General features: G+C 63.1%; 12 protein-coding genes and 2 pseudogenes. 5 read left to right on the top strand and 9 right to left on the bottom strand.

Annotated features, from left to right (window positions below; genetic code table 11):
* Positions 1–47: 47 nt before the first annotated feature.
* From GFD25_RS08410 to GFD25_RS08400, 3 genes are all read right to left on the bottom strand, one after another.
* The gene (locus GFD25_RS08410; RefSeq protein ID WP_094667163.1) at positions 48–1,292 is read right to left on the bottom strand and encodes a tyrosine-type recombinase/integrase; all 1,245 of its coding nucleotides are present in this window, start codon (positions 1,290–1,292) and stop codon (positions 48–50) included.
* Positions 1,293–1,464: 172 nt separating this feature from the next.
* Positions 1,465–1,944 (bottom strand): hypothetical protein, encoded by a 480-nt coding sequence (locus GFD25_RS12265; RefSeq protein WP_239512497.1) that lies wholly within the window; start codon positions 1,942–1,944, stop codon positions 1,465–1,467.
* A 1,196-nt stretch (positions 1,945–3,140) separates the two neighbouring features.
* Positions 3,141–4,196 (bottom strand): Gfo/Idh/MocA family protein, encoded by a 1,056-nt coding sequence (locus tag GFD25_RS08400; RefSeq protein WP_163231819.1) that lies wholly within the window; start codon positions 4,194–4,196, stop codon positions 3,141–3,143.
* A gap of 211 nt (positions 4,197–4,407) precedes the next feature.
* Here GFD25_RS08400 and GFD25_RS08395 point away from each other — a divergent pair.
* Together GFD25_RS08395 and GFD25_RS08390 are read left to right on the top strand one after the other, a co-directional pair.
* A pseudogene (locus GFD25_RS08395) lies at positions 4,408–4,809 on the top strand (very short patch repair endonuclease); the annotation flags it as partial.
* Between the two features lie 241 nt (positions 4,810–5,050).
* Positions 5,051–6,238 (top strand): pyridoxal phosphate-dependent aminotransferase, encoded by a 1,188-nt coding sequence (locus GFD25_RS08390; protein ID WP_163231817.1) that lies wholly within the window; start codon positions 5,051–5,053, stop codon positions 6,236–6,238.
* A gap of 302 nt (positions 6,239–6,540) precedes the next feature.
* Here GFD25_RS08390 and GFD25_RS08385 read toward each other — a convergent pair whose 3' ends face one another.
* Positions 6,541–7,599, bottom strand: coding sequence for a bile acid:sodium symporter family protein (locus tag GFD25_RS08385; protein ID WP_163231815.1), 1,059 nt, complete (start codon positions 7,597–7,599; stop codon positions 6,541–6,543).
* Positions 7,600–7,759: 160 nt separating this feature from the next.
* Positions 7,760–8,782 (bottom strand): LacI family DNA-binding transcriptional regulator, encoded by a 1,023-nt coding sequence (locus GFD25_RS08380; protein WP_163231813.1) that lies wholly within the window; start codon positions 8,780–8,782, stop codon positions 7,760–7,762.
* 332 nt (positions 8,783–9,114) lie between these two features.
* On the opposite strand from GFD25_RS08380, the gene GFD25_RS08375 reads away from it, so the two are divergent.
* The 3 genes from GFD25_RS08375 (at position 9,115) to gndA (ending at position 12,926) form a co-directional block, all read left to right on the top strand.
* Positions 9,115–9,888: an SDR family NAD(P)-dependent oxidoreductase gene (locus tag GFD25_RS08375; protein ID WP_163231811.1), complete on the top strand. Its 774-nt coding sequence runs from the start codon at positions 9,115–9,117 to the stop codon at positions 9,886–9,888.
* A gap of 36 nt (positions 9,889–9,924) precedes the next feature.
* The gene (locus GFD25_RS08370; protein ID WP_163231809.1) at positions 9,925–11,259 is read left to right on the top strand and encodes a gluconate:H+ symporter; all 1,335 of its coding nucleotides are present in this window, start codon (positions 9,925–9,927) and stop codon (positions 11,257–11,259) included.
* 218 nt (positions 11,260–11,477) lie between these two features.
* Positions 11,478–12,926, top strand: a complete 1,449-nt coding sequence (gndA, locus tag GFD25_RS08365) for an NADP-dependent phosphogluconate dehydrogenase (protein WP_163231807.1) — start codon at positions 11,478–11,480, stop codon at positions 12,924–12,926.
* Positions 12,927–13,181: 255 nt separating this feature from the next.
* On the opposite strand, the gene pgl is transcribed toward gndA, so the two are convergent.
* The 4 genes and pseudogenes from pgl to zwf form a co-directional block, all read right to left on the bottom strand.
* Positions 13,182–13,973, bottom strand: a complete 792-nt coding sequence (gene pgl / locus GFD25_RS08360; RefSeq protein ID WP_163231806.1) for a 6-phosphogluconolactonase — start codon at positions 13,971–13,973, stop codon at positions 13,182–13,184.
* 42 nt (positions 13,974–14,015) lie between these two features.
* Complete coding sequence (locus GFD25_RS08355; RefSeq protein WP_420829269.1) at positions 14,016–14,819, bottom strand: glucose-6-phosphate dehydrogenase assembly protein OpcA; 804 nt, start codon at positions 14,817–14,819, stop codon at positions 14,016–14,018.
* Positions 14,801–15,002 (bottom strand): annotated as a pseudogene (locus GFD25_RS12575) (glucose-6-phosphate dehydrogenase assembly protein OpcA); the annotation flags it as partial. The gene GFD25_RS08355 and the pseudogene GFD25_RS12575, both read right to left, overlap by 19 nt.
* Complete coding sequence (gene zwf / locus GFD25_RS08350; RefSeq protein WP_163231802.1) at positions 14,999–16,567, bottom strand: glucose-6-phosphate dehydrogenase; 1,569 nt, start codon at positions 16,565–16,567, stop codon at positions 14,999–15,001. The gene zwf and the pseudogene GFD25_RS12575, both read right to left, overlap by 4 nt.
* Between the last annotated feature and the right edge of the window lie 131 nt (positions 16,568–16,698).

The following is a 16,698-nucleotide window of genomic DNA, read 5'->3' as shown; positions in this document are numbered from 1 at the left end:
ATACACAGGGCAACAGGGCGTCTCAATCCGTATTCGTCTGCATGTGGTCATTGCGCTGCTTTGATGAAGTCTTCGGCGAGTTGGTTGACGATCTGGTTGCGGTGTCGGGCGACGATGCGCTGGTAGTGCTTGATGGCGACCTTCTCGCTGACGTGACCGAGTTCGTCCATGACTTCCCGCAGGGTGCCGCCCTTGAGCATGAGCAGTGTCGCGTGACTCGCCCTCAGGGATTGGAAGGTCAGGTCGGGGCGGCCGGCTTTCTCCCTGGCTTTGCGGAACTGGGCCTCCAAAGTGGTCTGGCTCATCACCGAGGCTCGTCTGGGGCGGAAGACCATGGCTTCCGGGTCCGTCCATTCGCAGTGCCTGAGCAGGTGGTCGTGAATCAGGGGCACGAGCCCGTCGGGGATGGGCACGGTGCGCCGGCTGGAGTCGGTCTTGGTCCTGGCGATGCGTGTCGAACCGCGATCCGCATAGCCCCTGTTGACGGAATGTCGCACGGTCAGGCGTTTGGCCTTCAGGTCGATGTCCTTGATCTGCAGGCCGCACAGCTCGCCGCAACGGAGGCCTCCGACGAGCGTGGCGAGTATCACCGCCAGTCTCGTGTAGTCGGGCATGTTCTCCGCGATCAGCTTGAGTTCCAGCGGCGTGACCGGTGGAACGTCCTCCCTGGCGGATCGTGGCGCGGGTGGTATGGGCAGGATGAACGGGTTGTCGCGGATCAGCGGCGGGGAGCCGTCCATACTCATCTTCGTGGCGCTGGCGAACGCCGCCTTCAGGCGCATGCATGAGCGGCGGAACGCCCATTGCCCCTCAGGGTGCGGCGCGTCGTACCAGCGTTTGATGTCCTTCGGCGTGATCTCGGTCAGGAGCTTGCCCTTGAAGCCCGGCATGAAGTGCGCGATGTCGAGATACAGGTTCCGGCGCGTGCCGCCGGCTATCCTCTCGCCGTTCGGCAGCCGGTATCCTTCCGCCCACCGGGTCACGTAATCCTCGAACGAGATCAGGTTCGCGCGCTTCCTGCGGCGGCGTTCTGACGGATGGACCCATTCCTGGATGTTCTTGCGATCCAGTTCCACCAGATGCCGTTCCTCTTCGAGCCACTGGTGCGCCTCGTGCTCCATGTCCGGCTTGAACTGACGCTGGACCTTCTTGCCCGGTCGTTTCGGGTCCGGGTACCGCACCTGCCAGGCGACGAGATTGCCTGCGGTATCGTAGCGCGGCGTCACGGTGCCGAACCTGCTCCGCCGTCCCGGCGACGGCCCCATACTGTCCTTCTTCGTCCTTGCGGACATGATGATGCTCCTTGTGCTGAATCCAAGATCGATGGCATGGCATAACGGCCTCGGAAAAATGCCACCAAAAATGCCACCAAGTGGCCGAATACGCTCTCAGTGAGCCATTGCACCTAAAAATGCACCTCTAGTGCCTTAGGCCTTGCAATCATTGAGGTTTAGGCTGATTCGATCACTCGTCACAGGTCGTTTCGACCATCAGCCGCATGAAGATGACGATAAGGAGCAACACTGCTTGCGTGTCTATTGGAAGAAAGCGGGAACCGTTGCTATGATTGATTTTGTAAGTAATGAAGGTAAATTTATTTGCCCCCGGAGTGGTGGAGATGGACCTGTACGACGCTGGGCCGTATCCCCCTCTCTGGGGGTACTCACCGGCTCCGGGTTCCACGAGGTATCGTGGCCCGGAGCCTTTTGTTTCCAACGGTTTCAGGCCGCCAGCTTGGCCTTCAGTTGCTCGCACAGGAAACCCGGCGGTGGCCACTGCCACTAAAAATGCACCTAACCCGTCTCCTCTGGTTGACCGATGATCGTCAGGGGCGAAAAATGCCACCCTAGTGTGCTTCGGTGAGAGGCAGTGGTGGCTTTTACCGTCATCCACTATAGCTTCGGTCTCATAAGGACGCGCGGACAATGCGGTGCTGACTGTCATCGAGAATGTCCTTGCGATGCCGCGGTCATGCCGTTCGATGATAGGGCGGACCGTCTTCGGTGGGCATGGCCTATCGGTTGATTTCGCCGGACCACTTTTGCGCAGGGGAGTGGACAGAGTGCTTATGTGAATACTTGTGTGCATGGGAATCGCTCCTTTGTGATCCCGTTTGTGATCCCGATGGTCTGATGGTTACAGCTCTTGTACAGAGTCTGGGTGAAAGAGGCGGCGCGTCCGCTGATGCAGCAAATCCGAATATCCATATCAGGTTATCTCGCTTTCGCGTGAATCGCCATTCATGAGCGTTTGATGCCGGTTCTTGTCAACGGCCGCGGAATGTCAATGCGTGGATGCCATATGCGTGGCGCGGCTGATCGAAGCGTATACAGAACTATTCCCGATCGGGAATAGTTCTGTATACGCTCAAGGAAAGAGACGCGTCATCGGGAAGACTGCGGATTTCCTTTAGGAACGTGGTTTTGCTATCATGCCTATCACATGAACGAGGGACGACTCGACCGGCCTGACATGGTGTGAAGCGGTCTCCCATACGGCGGATGGATCTTTCTTTCTAAGATTCATCCGCTTTTCTTGTTCTCGATAGGAAAAACCCACGTTGACGTGATGTACTGTCGCGGGACATGGTTGACGTATGCCCCGAAGTGCGTATGGCGTGCCACGGTAGCGGTTTTCGCTCGGTTTCAGGTTACCGTGGCACGCGCTGTAAAGGTGGGGAAATACGGTCAAAACAAGAATGGCGGAATTCCGGGCTTTATCGAAGAGACGTGTTGCCACGGTTCCCACGTCGATCGATTGCCGTTGCTACCGTGGCAAGCAGATGTGCCACGGTAGCATTTTCCCGCTGATTTTCTGCTACCGTGGCACGAAACCGGTCGAAGCGTCCGCCACGGTAGCGTAGATCTCCGCAATACCGAGTCCCATGCCGCGGCGATCTTGCGGATTCGCATTGGTACCGAGGCGATGCAGGTGCCAATGCCGAAGATCGTCATCGTAAACGTTAGTACGCGCTCCCGTATGCGCCGCGTATACAATGGACACCACGACGAGCGCAGGCCGGCGGGCCTGTGATCGCTGTCAGGCTGGGGTCGTCATGGCGGCCCCAAGCATTTCAATTCAAAGACACTGCAATCCATTGCCTAGGTATGATGCGGAAGACGATGGAGCCGGTCCCGGCGTCACCCCTCGAACGGATAGCGCAGACCCCACTTACCGCGCAGCACATCCATAAACTCCATGATGCGCAGCGTATCCGCATGCGGCATCTCGGCGCATTCGCCTAGGCCGTCGAGAATCGCGTTCGCGGCGGCCGCCACCTCGTACTCGTAGCCGGTCAGCTGATCCGGCACGTCGTAATGCGCGACCGGCCGGTGATCCAGCCCGTACACGTCGACCGCCTCGACGTTGTTGATGTTCCGGCACACGATGTATCCGCGTTCGCCCCAGATATAGCCGCCGCGATCCGACGCGGCCAGCATGGACGACTGCGCCGACGCCATCACGCCGTTCGCATAATAGATCGTCGTGGAATTCTGCGCGTCCACGCCTGTCTCATACGGCATCATCGACGTTTCCACGCGGTCGATCGCCACGTCGTCGTGCCCGCCCATCACCATGTCGATGAAGTTCAGCGGATACACGCCGACGTCGAGCAGCGCGCCGCCGGCCAGCGCCGGATCGTGCAGTCGCGCCTTGCCGGCCACCGGATAGCACAGGTTTGCCGAAATTGACTGCACTTCGCCGATCACGCCGGACGCCACCACGTCGTCGATGATCGCGCGCGACGGCATGTACCGCGTCCAGATCGCCTCCGTGCACAGCAACCCCGTCTCGTCGGCCACGGCCAACAGGTCGCGTGCCTGAGCAGTGTTCGCGGTGAACGACTTTTCGACCAGCACGTTCTTGCCCGCCCGCAGGCACGCGATGCCCTGCTCGGCGTGCAGGCTGTGCGGCGTGGCGATGTACACGAGATCCACGTCCGGATCGGCCAGCAGCTCGTCATACGAACCGTACGACACCGGCAAGCCGTACTCGGCGGCGAAGGCTGCGGCACGCTCGCCGTCGCGGGAGGCCACCGCATACGGCTCGATCAGCCCGGAATAGCTCGGGTCGGCTGCCATTTTCGTCAGCGTCTCGGCCATATGGCGCGCGATGCCTCCCGCGCCGAGAATCGCCACCTTCACCTTCAGTCCCTGCGCCTCGGCTTCGGCGCGTCGTCCGTTCAACCGGCTCATCGTTCCTCCTCGAATCGTTCGTGTGGAATCGCAAACAGTACCATTCTAGAATCCGCTCGGGCGATAATGGAATCCCATGAGCAGCCAATCCCAACCATCACGGCAGTCCGAGCCGGCCAAACATACCGTCAAACGTGCGGTCAGGCGTACCGTCAAACGCGCCGCCAGCCACACGTCAGGGCGGACGGGCCGGTCCGGGCAGTCCGAATCCGAACGGTACGAACGAGGCACGCGCAGCTACGTCATGTCGCACATCCGCGGCAAGGACACCAAGATCGAGGTGCTCGTACGCAGCTATCTGTTCCGCCACGGACTGCGGTTCCGCAAGAACGACAAGCGTTACCCGGGCCATCCGGACGTCGTGCTGCCGAAATACCGCACGATCGTGTTCGTCAACGGCTGTTTCTGGCACATGCACGAAGGCTGCGCGAAACGTGCCATGCCGAAGTCGAACGTCGAATTCTGGAGCGCGAAACTGCTGCGCAACCACGACCGGGACGTGCGACAGCATGCCGAACTGCGGGCGGCCGGCTGGAAGGTGATCGTCGTGTGGGAATGCGAGCTGGCGAGACCGTTGCGTGAGGAACGATTGGCGCGGCTGGTCGACGAGATCACGGGGACGCCTGACGGCAGGTCGGCTGGTGATGCGGCTGACGGCTGGTCTGCTGACGGTGGTGTGACGGCAATGGATGACCGTGACGCGCCGATCGACGGAACGACGGCCGGCAGCGACGCAATGGCTGACGGCGCGGACGATTCGTACGATCGTCGGCCGTCGGAAACGGGCATAATCGGCACGATCGATCCACCCGACACTAGAATCGGGAACGGAAACGAACGAAAGGAATCGTGACATGGCAGACAGGCAGCCGGTGATGGCTCAGCGGGCGCGGCAGGCGCAGCCGTTTCGCGCGATGGTGTTCGGCGAGAAGGCCGACAACATGATCGCGAACGGCATCGATGTGGTCAAGCTCAGCTTGGGGGAGCCGGACTTCGGCGCGCCGCCGGCCGTGCGCGAGGCGATGCGCGAGCAGTACGACGGACGCCCGCTGCCGTATACCGCCGCGTTCGGACTGCCGGAACTGCGCCGCGCGATCGCGGACTTCTACCGCACCAAGCACGGCGTCGAGATCGACCCGAAGCGCATCGTGATCACGTCGGGCGGTTCGGCGGCGCTGCTACTGGCGACCGCGCTGACCGTCGATCCGGGCGATGAGGTGATCATCGCCGACCCGTCGTACCCGTGCAACCGCGAGCTGGTGCGCTCGTTCGGCGGCACCGTGGTGGACGTGCCGACCAGCGCGGCCACGCGCTTCCACCTGACGCCGGAGTTGGTCGCCGGCGCGTGGAGCGAGCATACGAAGGCCGTGATGATCACGTCGCCGTCGAACCCGACCGGCACGACGATCGAATTCAACACGTTGAAGGCCGTGTGCGATCTGGCGCGCGAGCGCGGCGCGTGGCGCATCGTGGACGAGACGTACCTCGATCTGGCCGACCGCGAGGCCGACGGCAGCGAAGTGCGGTCGGTGCTGCTCGCCGACCCGGATGCGATCGTATGCAACAGCTTCTCGAAGTTCTTCGGCATGACCGGTTGGCGACTCGGCTGGGCCGTGATTCCGGAGAATACGATCGAGGCGGTGGACGACCTCGCCACGAACTTCTACCTGTGCGCGCACACGCCCACCCAGCACGCGGCAGTGGCGTGCTTCACGCCCGAAAGCCTTGCGGTGTGCGAGGAACGCCGGCAGGAGCTGCTGGCCCGACGTCGCATCGTGGTCGACGGGCTGCGCGAGATCGGACTGCCGCTCGAAGTGGAGCCGAACGGTGCGTTCTACGCGTACTTCAACATCTCCTCGACCGGACTGGACGCGTGGACGTTCTGCGAACGCGCGCTGAACGAGGCACATGTGGCGCTGACCCCGGGGCGTGACTTCGGTCCGGCCACGGCCGACACCCATGTGCGTCTGTCGTACGCGGCATCGCGTGAGGCGCTCGCCGAAGGACTGCGTCGTCTGGGCGAGTTCGTCAAGACACTGTAGCCGCGCTCGCATAACGACCGTAACTGACCCCAGGATCATACGTCATGACTTATTTACGGTCGTCCACGATGTCATACAGACCGTAACTGAGTCCGCGTCGCCGATATCCGACTCGGTTACGGTCGTTTTTTGTCTTCCGGAGACTCTCGCTGAGTCCGCGTTACTGGTATGTGATCCGACTGTGGTCGTCTATAGATACGACGAAGGCCGTAACCGAATCCGATATGTGTCATACGGACTCAGTTACGGCCTGTAGTCAGCCGGCTGATCGACAATCAGCCAACCGTAAATTGATCAGCCGATCACTTGGTCGCGGCGGCCTTCTTGTCGGCGTCGAACGCGTGCTCGCTGGTCGCGTCCTTGGCGGAACCCTTCTCGCCGTTGTCGGAATCCCAGTGGATCTCGTGGCGGTCATCGTGGTTGCGCCACCAGCTCGACAGGATGGAGCCGGAGATGTTGTGCCACACGGAGAAGAACGTGGACGGCACGGCCGCGATCGGGTTGGAGGCGAACGAGGTCAGCGCCAGGGTGGCGCCCAGGGCGGAGTCCTGCATGCCCACCTCGAAGGTGATGGCCTTCTGCTGCGCGTAACGGAAGCCCTTCGGGTAGATCTTGTACATGAGCTTGGAGAAGCCGAAGCCCAGCGCGTAGCCGGAGAGGTTGTGCAGGATGACGACCGGGATGGCCATGAGCGAGGAGGCGACGAACAGCTTCGGGCCGTTGGCCGCGACGACCACGCCGATGATGAGCAGGATGGCGACCTGGGAGACGATCGGCAGGGCGACGGTGATCGTCTCGATCTTCTTGCCGAAGATCATGTGGCAGATCACGCCGAGCGCGATCGGGAAGAGCACGACCTTGACGGCGTTGAGGAACAGGGACTCGACCGGCACGGACACGTACTGGGAGGCCAGCCACTGCATCAGCAGCGGGATCATGAACGGCGCGCACAGGGTCGACAGGATGCCGATCGACACGTCGAGCGCCACGTCGCCGCGCGACAGGTAGCTCATCACGTTGGAGGAGGTGCCGGACGGGCAGCAGCCGACGAGGATCACGCCGACGGCCAGCGCGCCGTCGAGGCGGAAGATCCAGCACAGCAGCACTGCGATGAGCGGCATGATCACGAAGTGCGCCACGGTGCCGACGATGACCATGAGCGGCTGGGTGAGGATGCGCTTGAAGTCGTCAAGCGTCAGGGTCAGACCCATGCCGAACAGCACGATGCCGAGCATGTAGCCGGTGTACGGCTTGCCCCACAGACTCGCCTGCGGCACGAAGTAGTTGAACACGGCCCACACGACCACGATCGCCGTGAACCACTTGGTCAGCCAATCGGCGAATTTCTTCACGTTTTCCATCGAAAATCTCTCTCTTGTATCAATCTGACGTGAAATACGGTTCCGTTTTGCGGATAACAATCCGACATCGTAAGAGGATGTGCCCGATTGTTCTTGCGCGTCTCACGTTGTGAACGTTGTGTTAAGGATCGTGTTACGTAACGGTGTCGTGATGAACGATTTAGATTGATGGCGCGGATACCGTGCGTACCGGCAACGTGATGACGTCGCTGGCGGCGTATGGGTCACCGCCCGGCGACGAACCGGCGCGAATCTGGTCGAGTAGGTTGCGCGCTGCGGCCTGGCCGAGTGCCTGAGGATCCTGCTCAAGCAGATAGATGCCGTCCCGCACGTATTGCGACCATTGCCAGTCGTCGAAACTGACCAAGCCAATGTCGTCGGGGAACGTGATGTCCAGCGTGCGCAATGCGGCGAGCAAGTCGAACAGCAATGGTCCCATCAGTGAGATGACGACGGTGCGGCCATGCAGATGACCGAGCGTCACCGACAGTTCGCGCGTCAGCCAGTCGACGTCGTTGGAGGCGACCTCGATGTGAACCATGAACCGGTGGCTTTCCTCGGCGGCCGCGCGGAAGCCTTCGACTCGTTTGGTCTGCGCGGAGATCTCGCTGCGGATGCGGCTGCAGACGACGATGTTGTCGTACCCGCGTTGCGCGAGTTCGAGTCCGAGACGATGACAGGATTCGCTGTTGTCGGCGACGATCTGGCTGATGCCGGCGGGGCGTTCGTCGGGCTCGCGGTCGACGAGCACGAGCGGCTTGCGCGCACTGATGACGGATTCGTATGCGGCGGCGGTCCTTGCGTTCGGTTGGATGATCAGTCCGTCGGCACGTTGCGAGAGCAGTCGGTCGATGTCATCGTGCTCTTCGCCGAGCGAATTGTTCGAGTTCATGAGCATGACGTCGTAGCCGGCCGGTTCCAGCTCGTTGTAGATTCCCTTGAAGAGCAGCGACGAGAAGACGTTCGAGATGTCGGCGACGATGACGCCGACGATATGCGTGTGCTGTTGGCGCATGCGCTGCGCGGATGCGTTGGGATGGTAGTCGAGCCGTTCGATGGTCTCTTGGACGCGTGTTCTGGTGGCGGCGCTCATCTTGCCGTAGTTGCCGTTGAGGTAGCGCGAGACGGTGGTCACGGACACCTGCGATTCGCGGGCGATGTCGGCGATGGTCACCTTGGCCATATGCGGTCCTTTCCGTATGGGTTGTGCATGCGCTCCGTATGCCGCATGCTGCGTGGCGCCGTGCGTGTCGGCGGTGCGACACTCCGACGGACGCCAGTGAATCCGCCGTTTTCCGATCGTCGAGGAAAACGATACACCATCCGACTTGACTTCGTCAATCGTCGGCCATATGCTTTGGGGTATCGATACACCACAGCGAACGTCAGCGGTTGACGTAAGTTCGGGGCAACGATATACCTAACTGCAACACATCGGCATCGGCTGCGATGAACGTTGGGAAACCGAACCCAACCGGCACGCCGAACCTCCATCATCGACGAGGAGCAATGATCATGAAAGAGTTTTCGATTCACACCTTCGAACTGACCGACAAAGTCGTGCTTATCACCGGCGGCGCCAGCGGTTTGGGCGAGTACTACACGCAGGCCGTGAGCAAGGTCGGCGCCGACGTGTTCGTCGTCGCCAACGAGCAGCGTGGCTGGGAGGAGACCCGTAAGGCGGTCGAAGCGAACGGCCGCCGCGTGGTCTTCATGCAGCAGGACATCACCGAGCCCGGTGCCGCCAAGAAGATCGTGGACAAGGCGCTCGAGGAATTCGGCCGCATCGACGTGCTCATCAACAACGCCGGCATGCAGCGTCGCCACGACCTCGTCGATTTCCCGGACGAAGACTGGCAGGCCGTGATCAACCTCAACCTCAACGCGCTGTACTATCTGTCGCATGAGGTCGCCAAGGTCATGATCAAGCAGAACCGCGGCAAGATCGTGAACATCGGATCCATGCAGTCCTACCGAGCCGGCAAGTTCATCTACCCGTACGCCGCCAGCAAGCACGCCGTGATGGGCCTGACCCGCGCCTACGCCGACGCGCTCGCTCCGTACAACATCCAGGTCAACGGCCTCGCCCCCGGCTACATCAACACGCCGATGACCAAGGCCTTGCAGGATGACCCGGTCCGCAGCGTCGAGATCCGCGAACACATTCCGGCCGGTCACTGGGCCGAACCGCGCGAGCTGATGGGCGCGATGGTGTTCCTGTGCTCCGATGCGTCCAACTACATCAATGGCGTCATGCTGCCGGTCGACGGCGGCTACCTGCTGCGTTAATCTTGCGAGCGAAACGTCAACGGATAAGGAAGTCCCATGCCATTGCTCATCGTGGCCTGCGCCGTCGCAGTGCTTATTTTCCTGATCGTCAAGGTCAAGCTCAACACGTTCGTCTCGCTGATCATCACCGCGTTCCTCACCGCGCTGGTACTGCAGATCCCGGTCGACAAGATCCCCTCCACCATTGAGACCGGCATCGGCGGCCAGCTTGGCCACCTCGCCATTATCTTCGGTTTCGGATCGATGCTCGGCAAGCTCGTCTCGGATTCGGGCGGCGGGCACCGCATCGCCATGACGCTGATCAACCGCTTTGGTCGCAAACACATCCAGATCGCGGTGGTCGTCGCGTCGTTCATCGTCGGCATCGCGCTGTTCTTCGAGGTCGGTCTGGTCGTGCTGCTGCCGATCATCTTCGTCATTGCGCGTGAGCTCGACATGCCGCTCATGTTCCTCGGCATCCCGATGGCGATCACGCTCAACGTGGCGCATGCGTTCCTGCCGCCGCACCCCGCTCCGACCGCCATCACCGAAACGCTCGGCGCGAACATGGGCCATGTGCTGCTGTTCGGCATCATCGTGTCCATCCCGACCGTGATCGTTGCCGGTCCACTGTTCAACATGCTGCTGCACCGCATCAAGCCGGGCCTGTACCGCAAGAACTTCGACATCGCCGTGCTTGGCGAGTTCAAGGAGTTCTCCGAGGATGAAACCCCGGGGTTCGGCATCTCCGTGCTCACCTCCATGATGCCGGTGCTGCTCATCGCCGTCGCCACCGTCTGCTCGTTCACGCTGCCGAAGGACGCCCTCGTCAACGAGGTGATCCAGGCGATCGGTGCGCCGGATACCGCCATGCTGCTGTCGATGTTGTTCGCCGTGTGGAGCATGGGCTTCGCTCGTGGCAAGAAGATGCCTGAAATCGCGCAGTCGATGACCGAGTCGGTCAAGCAGATCGCCATGATGCTGCTCATCATCGGTGGTGGCGGCGCATTCAAGCAGGTGCTGGTCGATGGCGGCATCTCCGATTATGTCTCCACGCTGTTCCAGAACATCAACATGCCGCCGCTGATCGCCGCATGGCTCGTCGCCGCCGTGCTGCGCGTCTGCCTCGGTTCGGCCACCGTCGCCTCGCTGACCGCGGCCGGGCTGGTTGCGCCGCTCATGACGATGACCACCGTGAACCCCGCGCTCATGGTGCTGGCGGTCGGGGCCGGATCGGTGATCGCCGACCATGTCAACGATGCCGGATTCTGGATGATCAAGGAGTACTTCGGACTGTCGCTGAAGGAGACGTTCATGTCGTGGACGACCGCGACGACGGTTATGTCGGTGATGGGCCTGGTCTCCGTGCTCGGCCTGTCGCTGTTCGTCTGAACGGCCGCCGTATCGGCTTGGTCGGTTCGGTCGTGCCGCCTGGATCGGCCGGTCGCATCGGTCGGATCAATCGGATCGGCCGGTCGCATGCGGCGGAGACGGCAGTCTTCGGTCGCATGCGGCCGTTGCCGGTTTTTGCCGTGGGCATGGCCGATTGGTGCGGCCGGGTTATAGACTGATCTATGGAATATGTATGCCAAATATTCGAAAGGATAACAATGTCCGCTGAAGCAAACGTCGGCGTTGTCGGTCTTGCTGCGATGGGCGCCAGCCTCGCCCGCAATCTCGCGCGTCACGGCAACAAGGTGGCCGTGTTCAACCGCCACTACTCGCGCACCGAGAAGCTCATCGCCGAGCACGGTGACGAGGGCCAGTTCTTCCCGGCCAAGACGATGGCCGAGTTCGTGGACTCGCTGAAGAAGCCGCGCACCGCGATCATCATGGTCAAGGCCGGCGAGCCGACCGACGACATGATCAACCAGCTGGCCGATCTCATGGAGCCGGGCGACATCATCGTGGACGCGGGCAACGCCCACTTCCCGGACACGATCCGCCGCGAGAAGGCCATCTCCGCCCGCGGCATGCACTTCGTCGGCTGCGGCGTCTCCGGCGGCGAGGAAGGCGCGCTGCTCGGACCGTCCATGATGCCCGGTGGCTCCGAGGAGTCCTGGCAGACCTTGAAGCCGATCTTCGAGTCGATCGCGGCCAAGGCCGAGGGCGAGCCGTGTGTCACGCACATCGGCGAGAACGGCGCCGGCCACTTCGTCAAGATGGTGCACAACGGCATCGAGTACTCTGACATGCAGCTCATCTCCGAAAGCTATGATCTGATGCGCCGCGCGCTGGGCATGACCCCGGCCGAGATCGGCGACGTGTTCGAGGAGTGGAACAAGACCGAGCTGAACTCGTACCTGATCGAGATCACCGCGGACGTGCTGCACCAGGTCGACAAGAAGACCGGCAAGCCGCTCGTCGACGTGATCGTCGACCACGCCGGCATGAAGGGCACCGGCACGTGGACCGTGCAGTCCGCGCTTGACCTGGCCGTGCCGGTGACCGGCATCGCCGAGGCCGTGTTCGCCCGTGGCTTGTCCGGCCAGACCGAGTTGCGCGCCGAGGCCCAGAAGCAGGCGTTCGAGGGGCCGGAAGGCGTGGTGCCGATGGATTCCGCCGAGAAGGCCGCGTTCATCAACGACATCCGCGAGGCGCTGTACGCGTCCAAGATCGTCGCGTACGCGCAGGGCTTCAACGAGATCACCGAGGCCGCGAAGGTGTACGACTGGAAGATCGATCTGGCAGCGGTGGCGCGCATCTGGCGCGGCGGCTGCATCATTCGCGCGAAGTTCCTCAACCGCATCTCCGACGCGTTCGAGTCCGGCGAGGCCAATGTCTCCCTGCTGTTCGCGCCGTACTTCAAGGACGCGATCGAGACCGCGCAGACCTCGTGGCGTCGCGTCGTGACCCGTGCGATCTCCTTCGGCGTGCCGGTCCCGGTGTTCGCCTCCTCGCTCGAGTACTTCGACGGCCTGCGTTCGAAGCGTCTGCCCGCCGCCCTGATCCAGGGCCAGCGCGACTACTTCGGCGCCCACACCTACCAGCGCGTCGACATGCCGGGTGCCTATCACACTCTCTGGGCCGAGCCGGGTCGCGAAGAGATCGAAGCGTAGCGGAGATCGGGTCGCGACAAGCACAGTCCAGTGGACTGTGCTTAGGCTCGGCCTGAGCGAGCCGATAGGCGAGCGAAGGCAGTATTGAGCCTCGCCGTAGGCGAGTCCGTAATTGTGCAGGGCCGAAGGCCACTAAGGATCGCGAGGAGATCGAAGCCTGATCGCTTCTGATCTGCAAATAACGCAAGTGGCGGTTTTCTCTTGCCGAGCATGTGCTCAGCAAGAGAAAACCGCCACTTTGTCGTATCCGGGGACTTACAGCTTGCTCGCCGCACCCTTGTCGATGAGCCAGAGGAGTTCCTGACCGTCGGCGAAGGAGCTGGGGGCCTGCGGGTTGCGCGGCTGGGCGAATGCCGCAGCCACGGCCGGGGCCTTGCGTTCCTCGGACGTGAACACCCACGTGTGACGCGACCGGGCGATCATCGGCACGGTGAGCGTCAGGCGCAGCGGCGGCGGCTTGGGGGAGTCGCGCACGCCGGCGACCAGCACGTGCGGATCGTCTATGAGCACCTGCGGCAGTCCGGGGAACAGCGACGCGAAATGCGCGTCCGGACCCATGCCGAACATCGCGATGTCCAGCGCCGGTTCGGCCCCGAGTTCCGCGATCAGTTCGGCCTGATATTCGGCCGCGGCTGCCGCAAGCACGGCGTCGGTTTCCTCAGGCGAAGCGGCCGCGATCTCCTCAGCCGAGCGCGTGTCGGCCGGCATCGCGTGGATGTTCGCCTCCGGCAGCAGTCCGCGCGCCGTCATCTCGTCGAGGAACTCGCCACGGGCCTGCTTGACGTTGCGGTCGTCGCTGTAGGCGGCGACGAACCGTTCGTCACCCCACCAGAGGTGCACGCGCGACCAGTCGACCGCTTCGGTGAGCGGGCTGGCCAGCAGTTCGTGGAAGACGCGGTTGCCGTCGGTGCCGCCGGTCACGGCGATGTCGACGCGCGTGCGGCCCGGTTCGGCCAGCAGATCGCCGATCGTGAGCAGCGTACGTGCGGCCACGGCCTGCGCGAGCACGACCGGATCGCGATAGATGATGGTTTTTCGTGTGGTCATGTCGTTCCTTGGGTAAGGAATCGGCCTACGGTCGATTCCGTGTCAGTCGGTGGGATGGATGAGATCCCAGCCTTCGGTGATGACTTCGGCGTAGACCTCATCGGGGTTGAGTCGGCGCAGCTCCTCGCTCAGGCATTCCTCAAGCGTGCGTGCGGGCACGCTGATCGTCTGCGGCGAAGCACCCGGCATGCTGATCACGGCCACGCCGCCATCCGCATCCGGGCGTTCCAGGCTCAGCACGCCGTCGGAACGGGTCAGGTATACGCCGGTCACGGCGGTCGCGCCCGGCACATCCTCCACCGTCACCGGCACGTTGAGTCGCAGACGCAGCCACGCGGCCAGCATGTCCATCGGAAGGAAGCCCTTCGGACCGGTCACGCGCACGGTGCTGATCGGCAGGTGCGGCGGCTGGTCGAGCATCGTCGCCAGCATCGCGCGCCACACGGTCAGTCGCGTCCACGACAGGTCCACGTTCTTGGACGAACGGTTGCGGCGCAGATCGGCGATCGTGCGGTACGGGTTCGACGAGCGCATCGCATCGGTGATGCGCGTGCGGGCCATCGCGCCGAGCAGATCCTTCGACGGGTTCGCCGGCGCCTCGGTCGGCCACCACGCCACCACGGGCGCGTCCGGCACGAGCAGCGGAATCACCAGCGTGTCCTGATGATGCACGAGTCCGCCGCGCGGATGCAGCACGATGATCTCGCCCGCGCCGGCGTCCGCGCCGAAACGTACCTGCGCGTCGAGGTTCGACTCTTCGTCCTGCGCGTCCGCGTCGTTCTCGGCCACCGCACCCTTCTGTCCGCCCGCCGCGGCCGCCCCGCGCTTCGGGCTGATCGCGATCACGCGGCACGGATGCTCGCGGCTCGCCGCATTCGCCAGCTCCAGCGCATGCTCCAGCTCATCCTCGTTGGTCGAAATGAGCAGCGTGAGCACGCGGCCGGTCGCGGATTCTCCGCGTTCCTCGTGCAGTTCGTCGATCTTGCGCGAGATCTCACGGGTCCGCGTGTTCGGCATATCGATAATCATGGCATCCTCCAATGGCGTCCGTCGCGGGCGAGCATCTCATCGGCCTCTTCCGGTCCCCACGTGCCGGCACGGTACGGTTGCGGCTGGCCGAGCGTCGACCAGAAGTCCTCGATCGGATCGAGGATCTCCCAGCTCAGGTCGACCTCCTTCGTCGTCGGGAACAGCGGCGGATCGCCGAGCAGCACGTCCAGGATCAACCGTTCGTACGCTTCCGGCGACGACTCGGTGAACGAACGGCCGTAACTGAAGTCCATCGACACGTCGCGCACTTCCATCGACGTGCCGCCCGGCACCTTCGCGCCGAACCGCATCGTCACGCCCTCGTCCGGCTGCACGCGGATCACGATCGCGTTCTTGCCGAGCTCGCGCGTCGCCGTCGACTCGAACGGCAGGTGCGGCGCGCGCTTGAACACGACCGCGATTTCGGTGACGCGCTTGCCCAGACGCTTGCCGGTACGCAGGTAGAACGGCACGCCCGCCCAGCGACGCGTGTCGAGATCGAGCCGGATCGCCGCGTACGTTTCGGTCGTGGACGACGGGTCAATGCCCTTTTCCTCCAAGTATCCGACGACCTCGTGCGAGCCTTGCCAGCCGGCCGCGTACTGTCCGCGGGCGGTGTGTGCGGCCAGATCGCGCGGCAGACGGACCGCGGAGAGGATCTTCGTCTTCTCGGCGATCAGATCGGACGCGGCGAACGAGACCGGCTCCTCCATGGCCGTCAGGGCAAGCAGCTGCAGCAGGTGGTTCTGGATGATGTCGCGCGCCGCGCCGATGCCGTCGTAGTAGCCGGCGCGACCGGCGACGCCGATGTCCTCGGCCATCGTGATCTGCACATGGTCGACGTAGTTCGCGTTCCAGATCGGCTCGTACATCGCGTTCGCGAACCGCAGCGCGAGGATGTTCTGCACGGTCTCCTTGCCGAGGTAGTGGTCGATGCGGAACACGCTCGACGGGTCGAACACCTCGGAGACGACGCGGTCGAGCTCCTTCGCGCTTTCGAGGTCATGGCCGAACGGCTTCTCGATGATCACGCGACGCCATGCGCCCTCGGAAGAGCGCGACAGGCCGCAGTCGGCCAGCTGGCGCGCCACGATCGGGAACGCGCGCGGCGGCACCGACATGTAGAACGCGTGGTTGCCGCGCGTGCCGCGGTCGCGGTCGAGCTCGGCGACCGTGTTCGACAGGCGCTCGAACGCCTTCGGATCGTCGAACGTGCCCTGCACGAAGCGGATGCCGGCCGCCAGCTGGGTCCACGTGGACTCCTTGAACGGGGTGCGGCAGTGCGCGATCACGTTCTCGCGCACGAAATCCTTGAAATGGTCCTCGGTCCAGTCGCGGCGGGCGAAGCCGGTCAGGCCGAAGCTCGGCGGCAGCAGACCGCGGTTGGCGAGGTCGTAGATGGCGGGCAGCAGTTTCTTGCGTGACAGGTCGCCGGTCACGCCGAAGATCACGATGCTGCACGGGCCGGCGATGCGCGGCAGACGCAGGTCGCGCGGATCGCGCAGCGGGTTGACCCACTCGGCGCTGCCGGCGGCGGAAGATGTTGATTCGCTCATACGCCCCATCCTAGTGGGCGGACGGGCGGTTCGCTGAGGAATTTCGAGCGCGGCGTATCATGAACCACGGGAAATGACAGGGTGTGGCGCGCAGGAGTATTTCGAGCTAGGCGTAGCAGAGTGATGCGTCCGGGGCACGG

The sequence above is a fragment of the Bifidobacterium aerophilum genome (assembly GCF_010667685.1).
Classification (GTDB): domain Bacteria; phylum Actinomycetota; class Actinomycetes; order Actinomycetales; family Bifidobacteriaceae; genus Bifidobacterium; species Bifidobacterium aerophilum.
The sequence above is the reverse complement of the archived record's forward strand: the minus strand, read 5'-3'. Positions and strand labels throughout refer to the sequence as shown.

Excerpts from the sequence above, each read along its gene's own strand:
- GFD25_RS08410 (WP_094667163.1), bottom strand. The coding sequence starts at position 1,292 with ATGTCCGCAAGGACGAAGAAGGACAGTATGGGGCCGTCGCCGGGACGG.
- GFD25_RS12265 (WP_239512497.1), bottom strand. The coding sequence starts at position 1,944 with ATGACAGTCAGCACCGCATTGTCCGCGCGTCCTTATGAGACCGAAGCT.
- GFD25_RS08400 (WP_163231819.1), bottom strand. The coding sequence starts at position 4,196 with ATGAGCCGGTTGAACGGACGACGCGCCGAAGCCGAGGCGCAGGGACTG.
- GFD25_RS08390 (WP_163231817.1), top strand. The coding sequence starts at position 5,051 with ATGGCAGACAGGCAGCCGGTGATGGCTCAGCGGGCGCGGCAGGCGCAG.
- GFD25_RS08385 (WP_163231815.1), bottom strand. The coding sequence starts at position 7,599 with ATGGAAAACGTGAAGAAATTCGCCGATTGGCTGACCAAGTGGTTCACG.
- GFD25_RS08380 (WP_163231813.1), bottom strand. The coding sequence starts at position 8,782 with ATGGCCAAGGTGACCATCGCCGACATCGCCCGCGAATCGCAGGTGTCC.
- GFD25_RS08375 (WP_163231811.1), top strand. The coding sequence starts at position 9,115 with ATGAAAGAGTTTTCGATTCACACCTTCGAACTGACCGACAAAGTCGTG.
- GFD25_RS08370 (WP_163231809.1), top strand. The coding sequence starts at position 9,925 with ATGCCATTGCTCATCGTGGCCTGCGCCGTCGCAGTGCTTATTTTCCTG.
- gndA (WP_163231807.1), top strand. The coding sequence starts at position 11,478 with ATGTCCGCTGAAGCAAACGTCGGCGTTGTCGGTCTTGCTGCGATGGGC.
- pgl (WP_163231806.1), bottom strand. The coding sequence starts at position 13,973 with ATGACCACACGAAAAACCATCATCTATCGCGATCCGGTCGTGCTCGCG.
- zwf (WP_163231802.1), bottom strand. The coding sequence starts at position 16,567 with ATGGGGCGTATGAGCGAATCAACATCTTCCGCCGCCGGCAGCGCCGAG.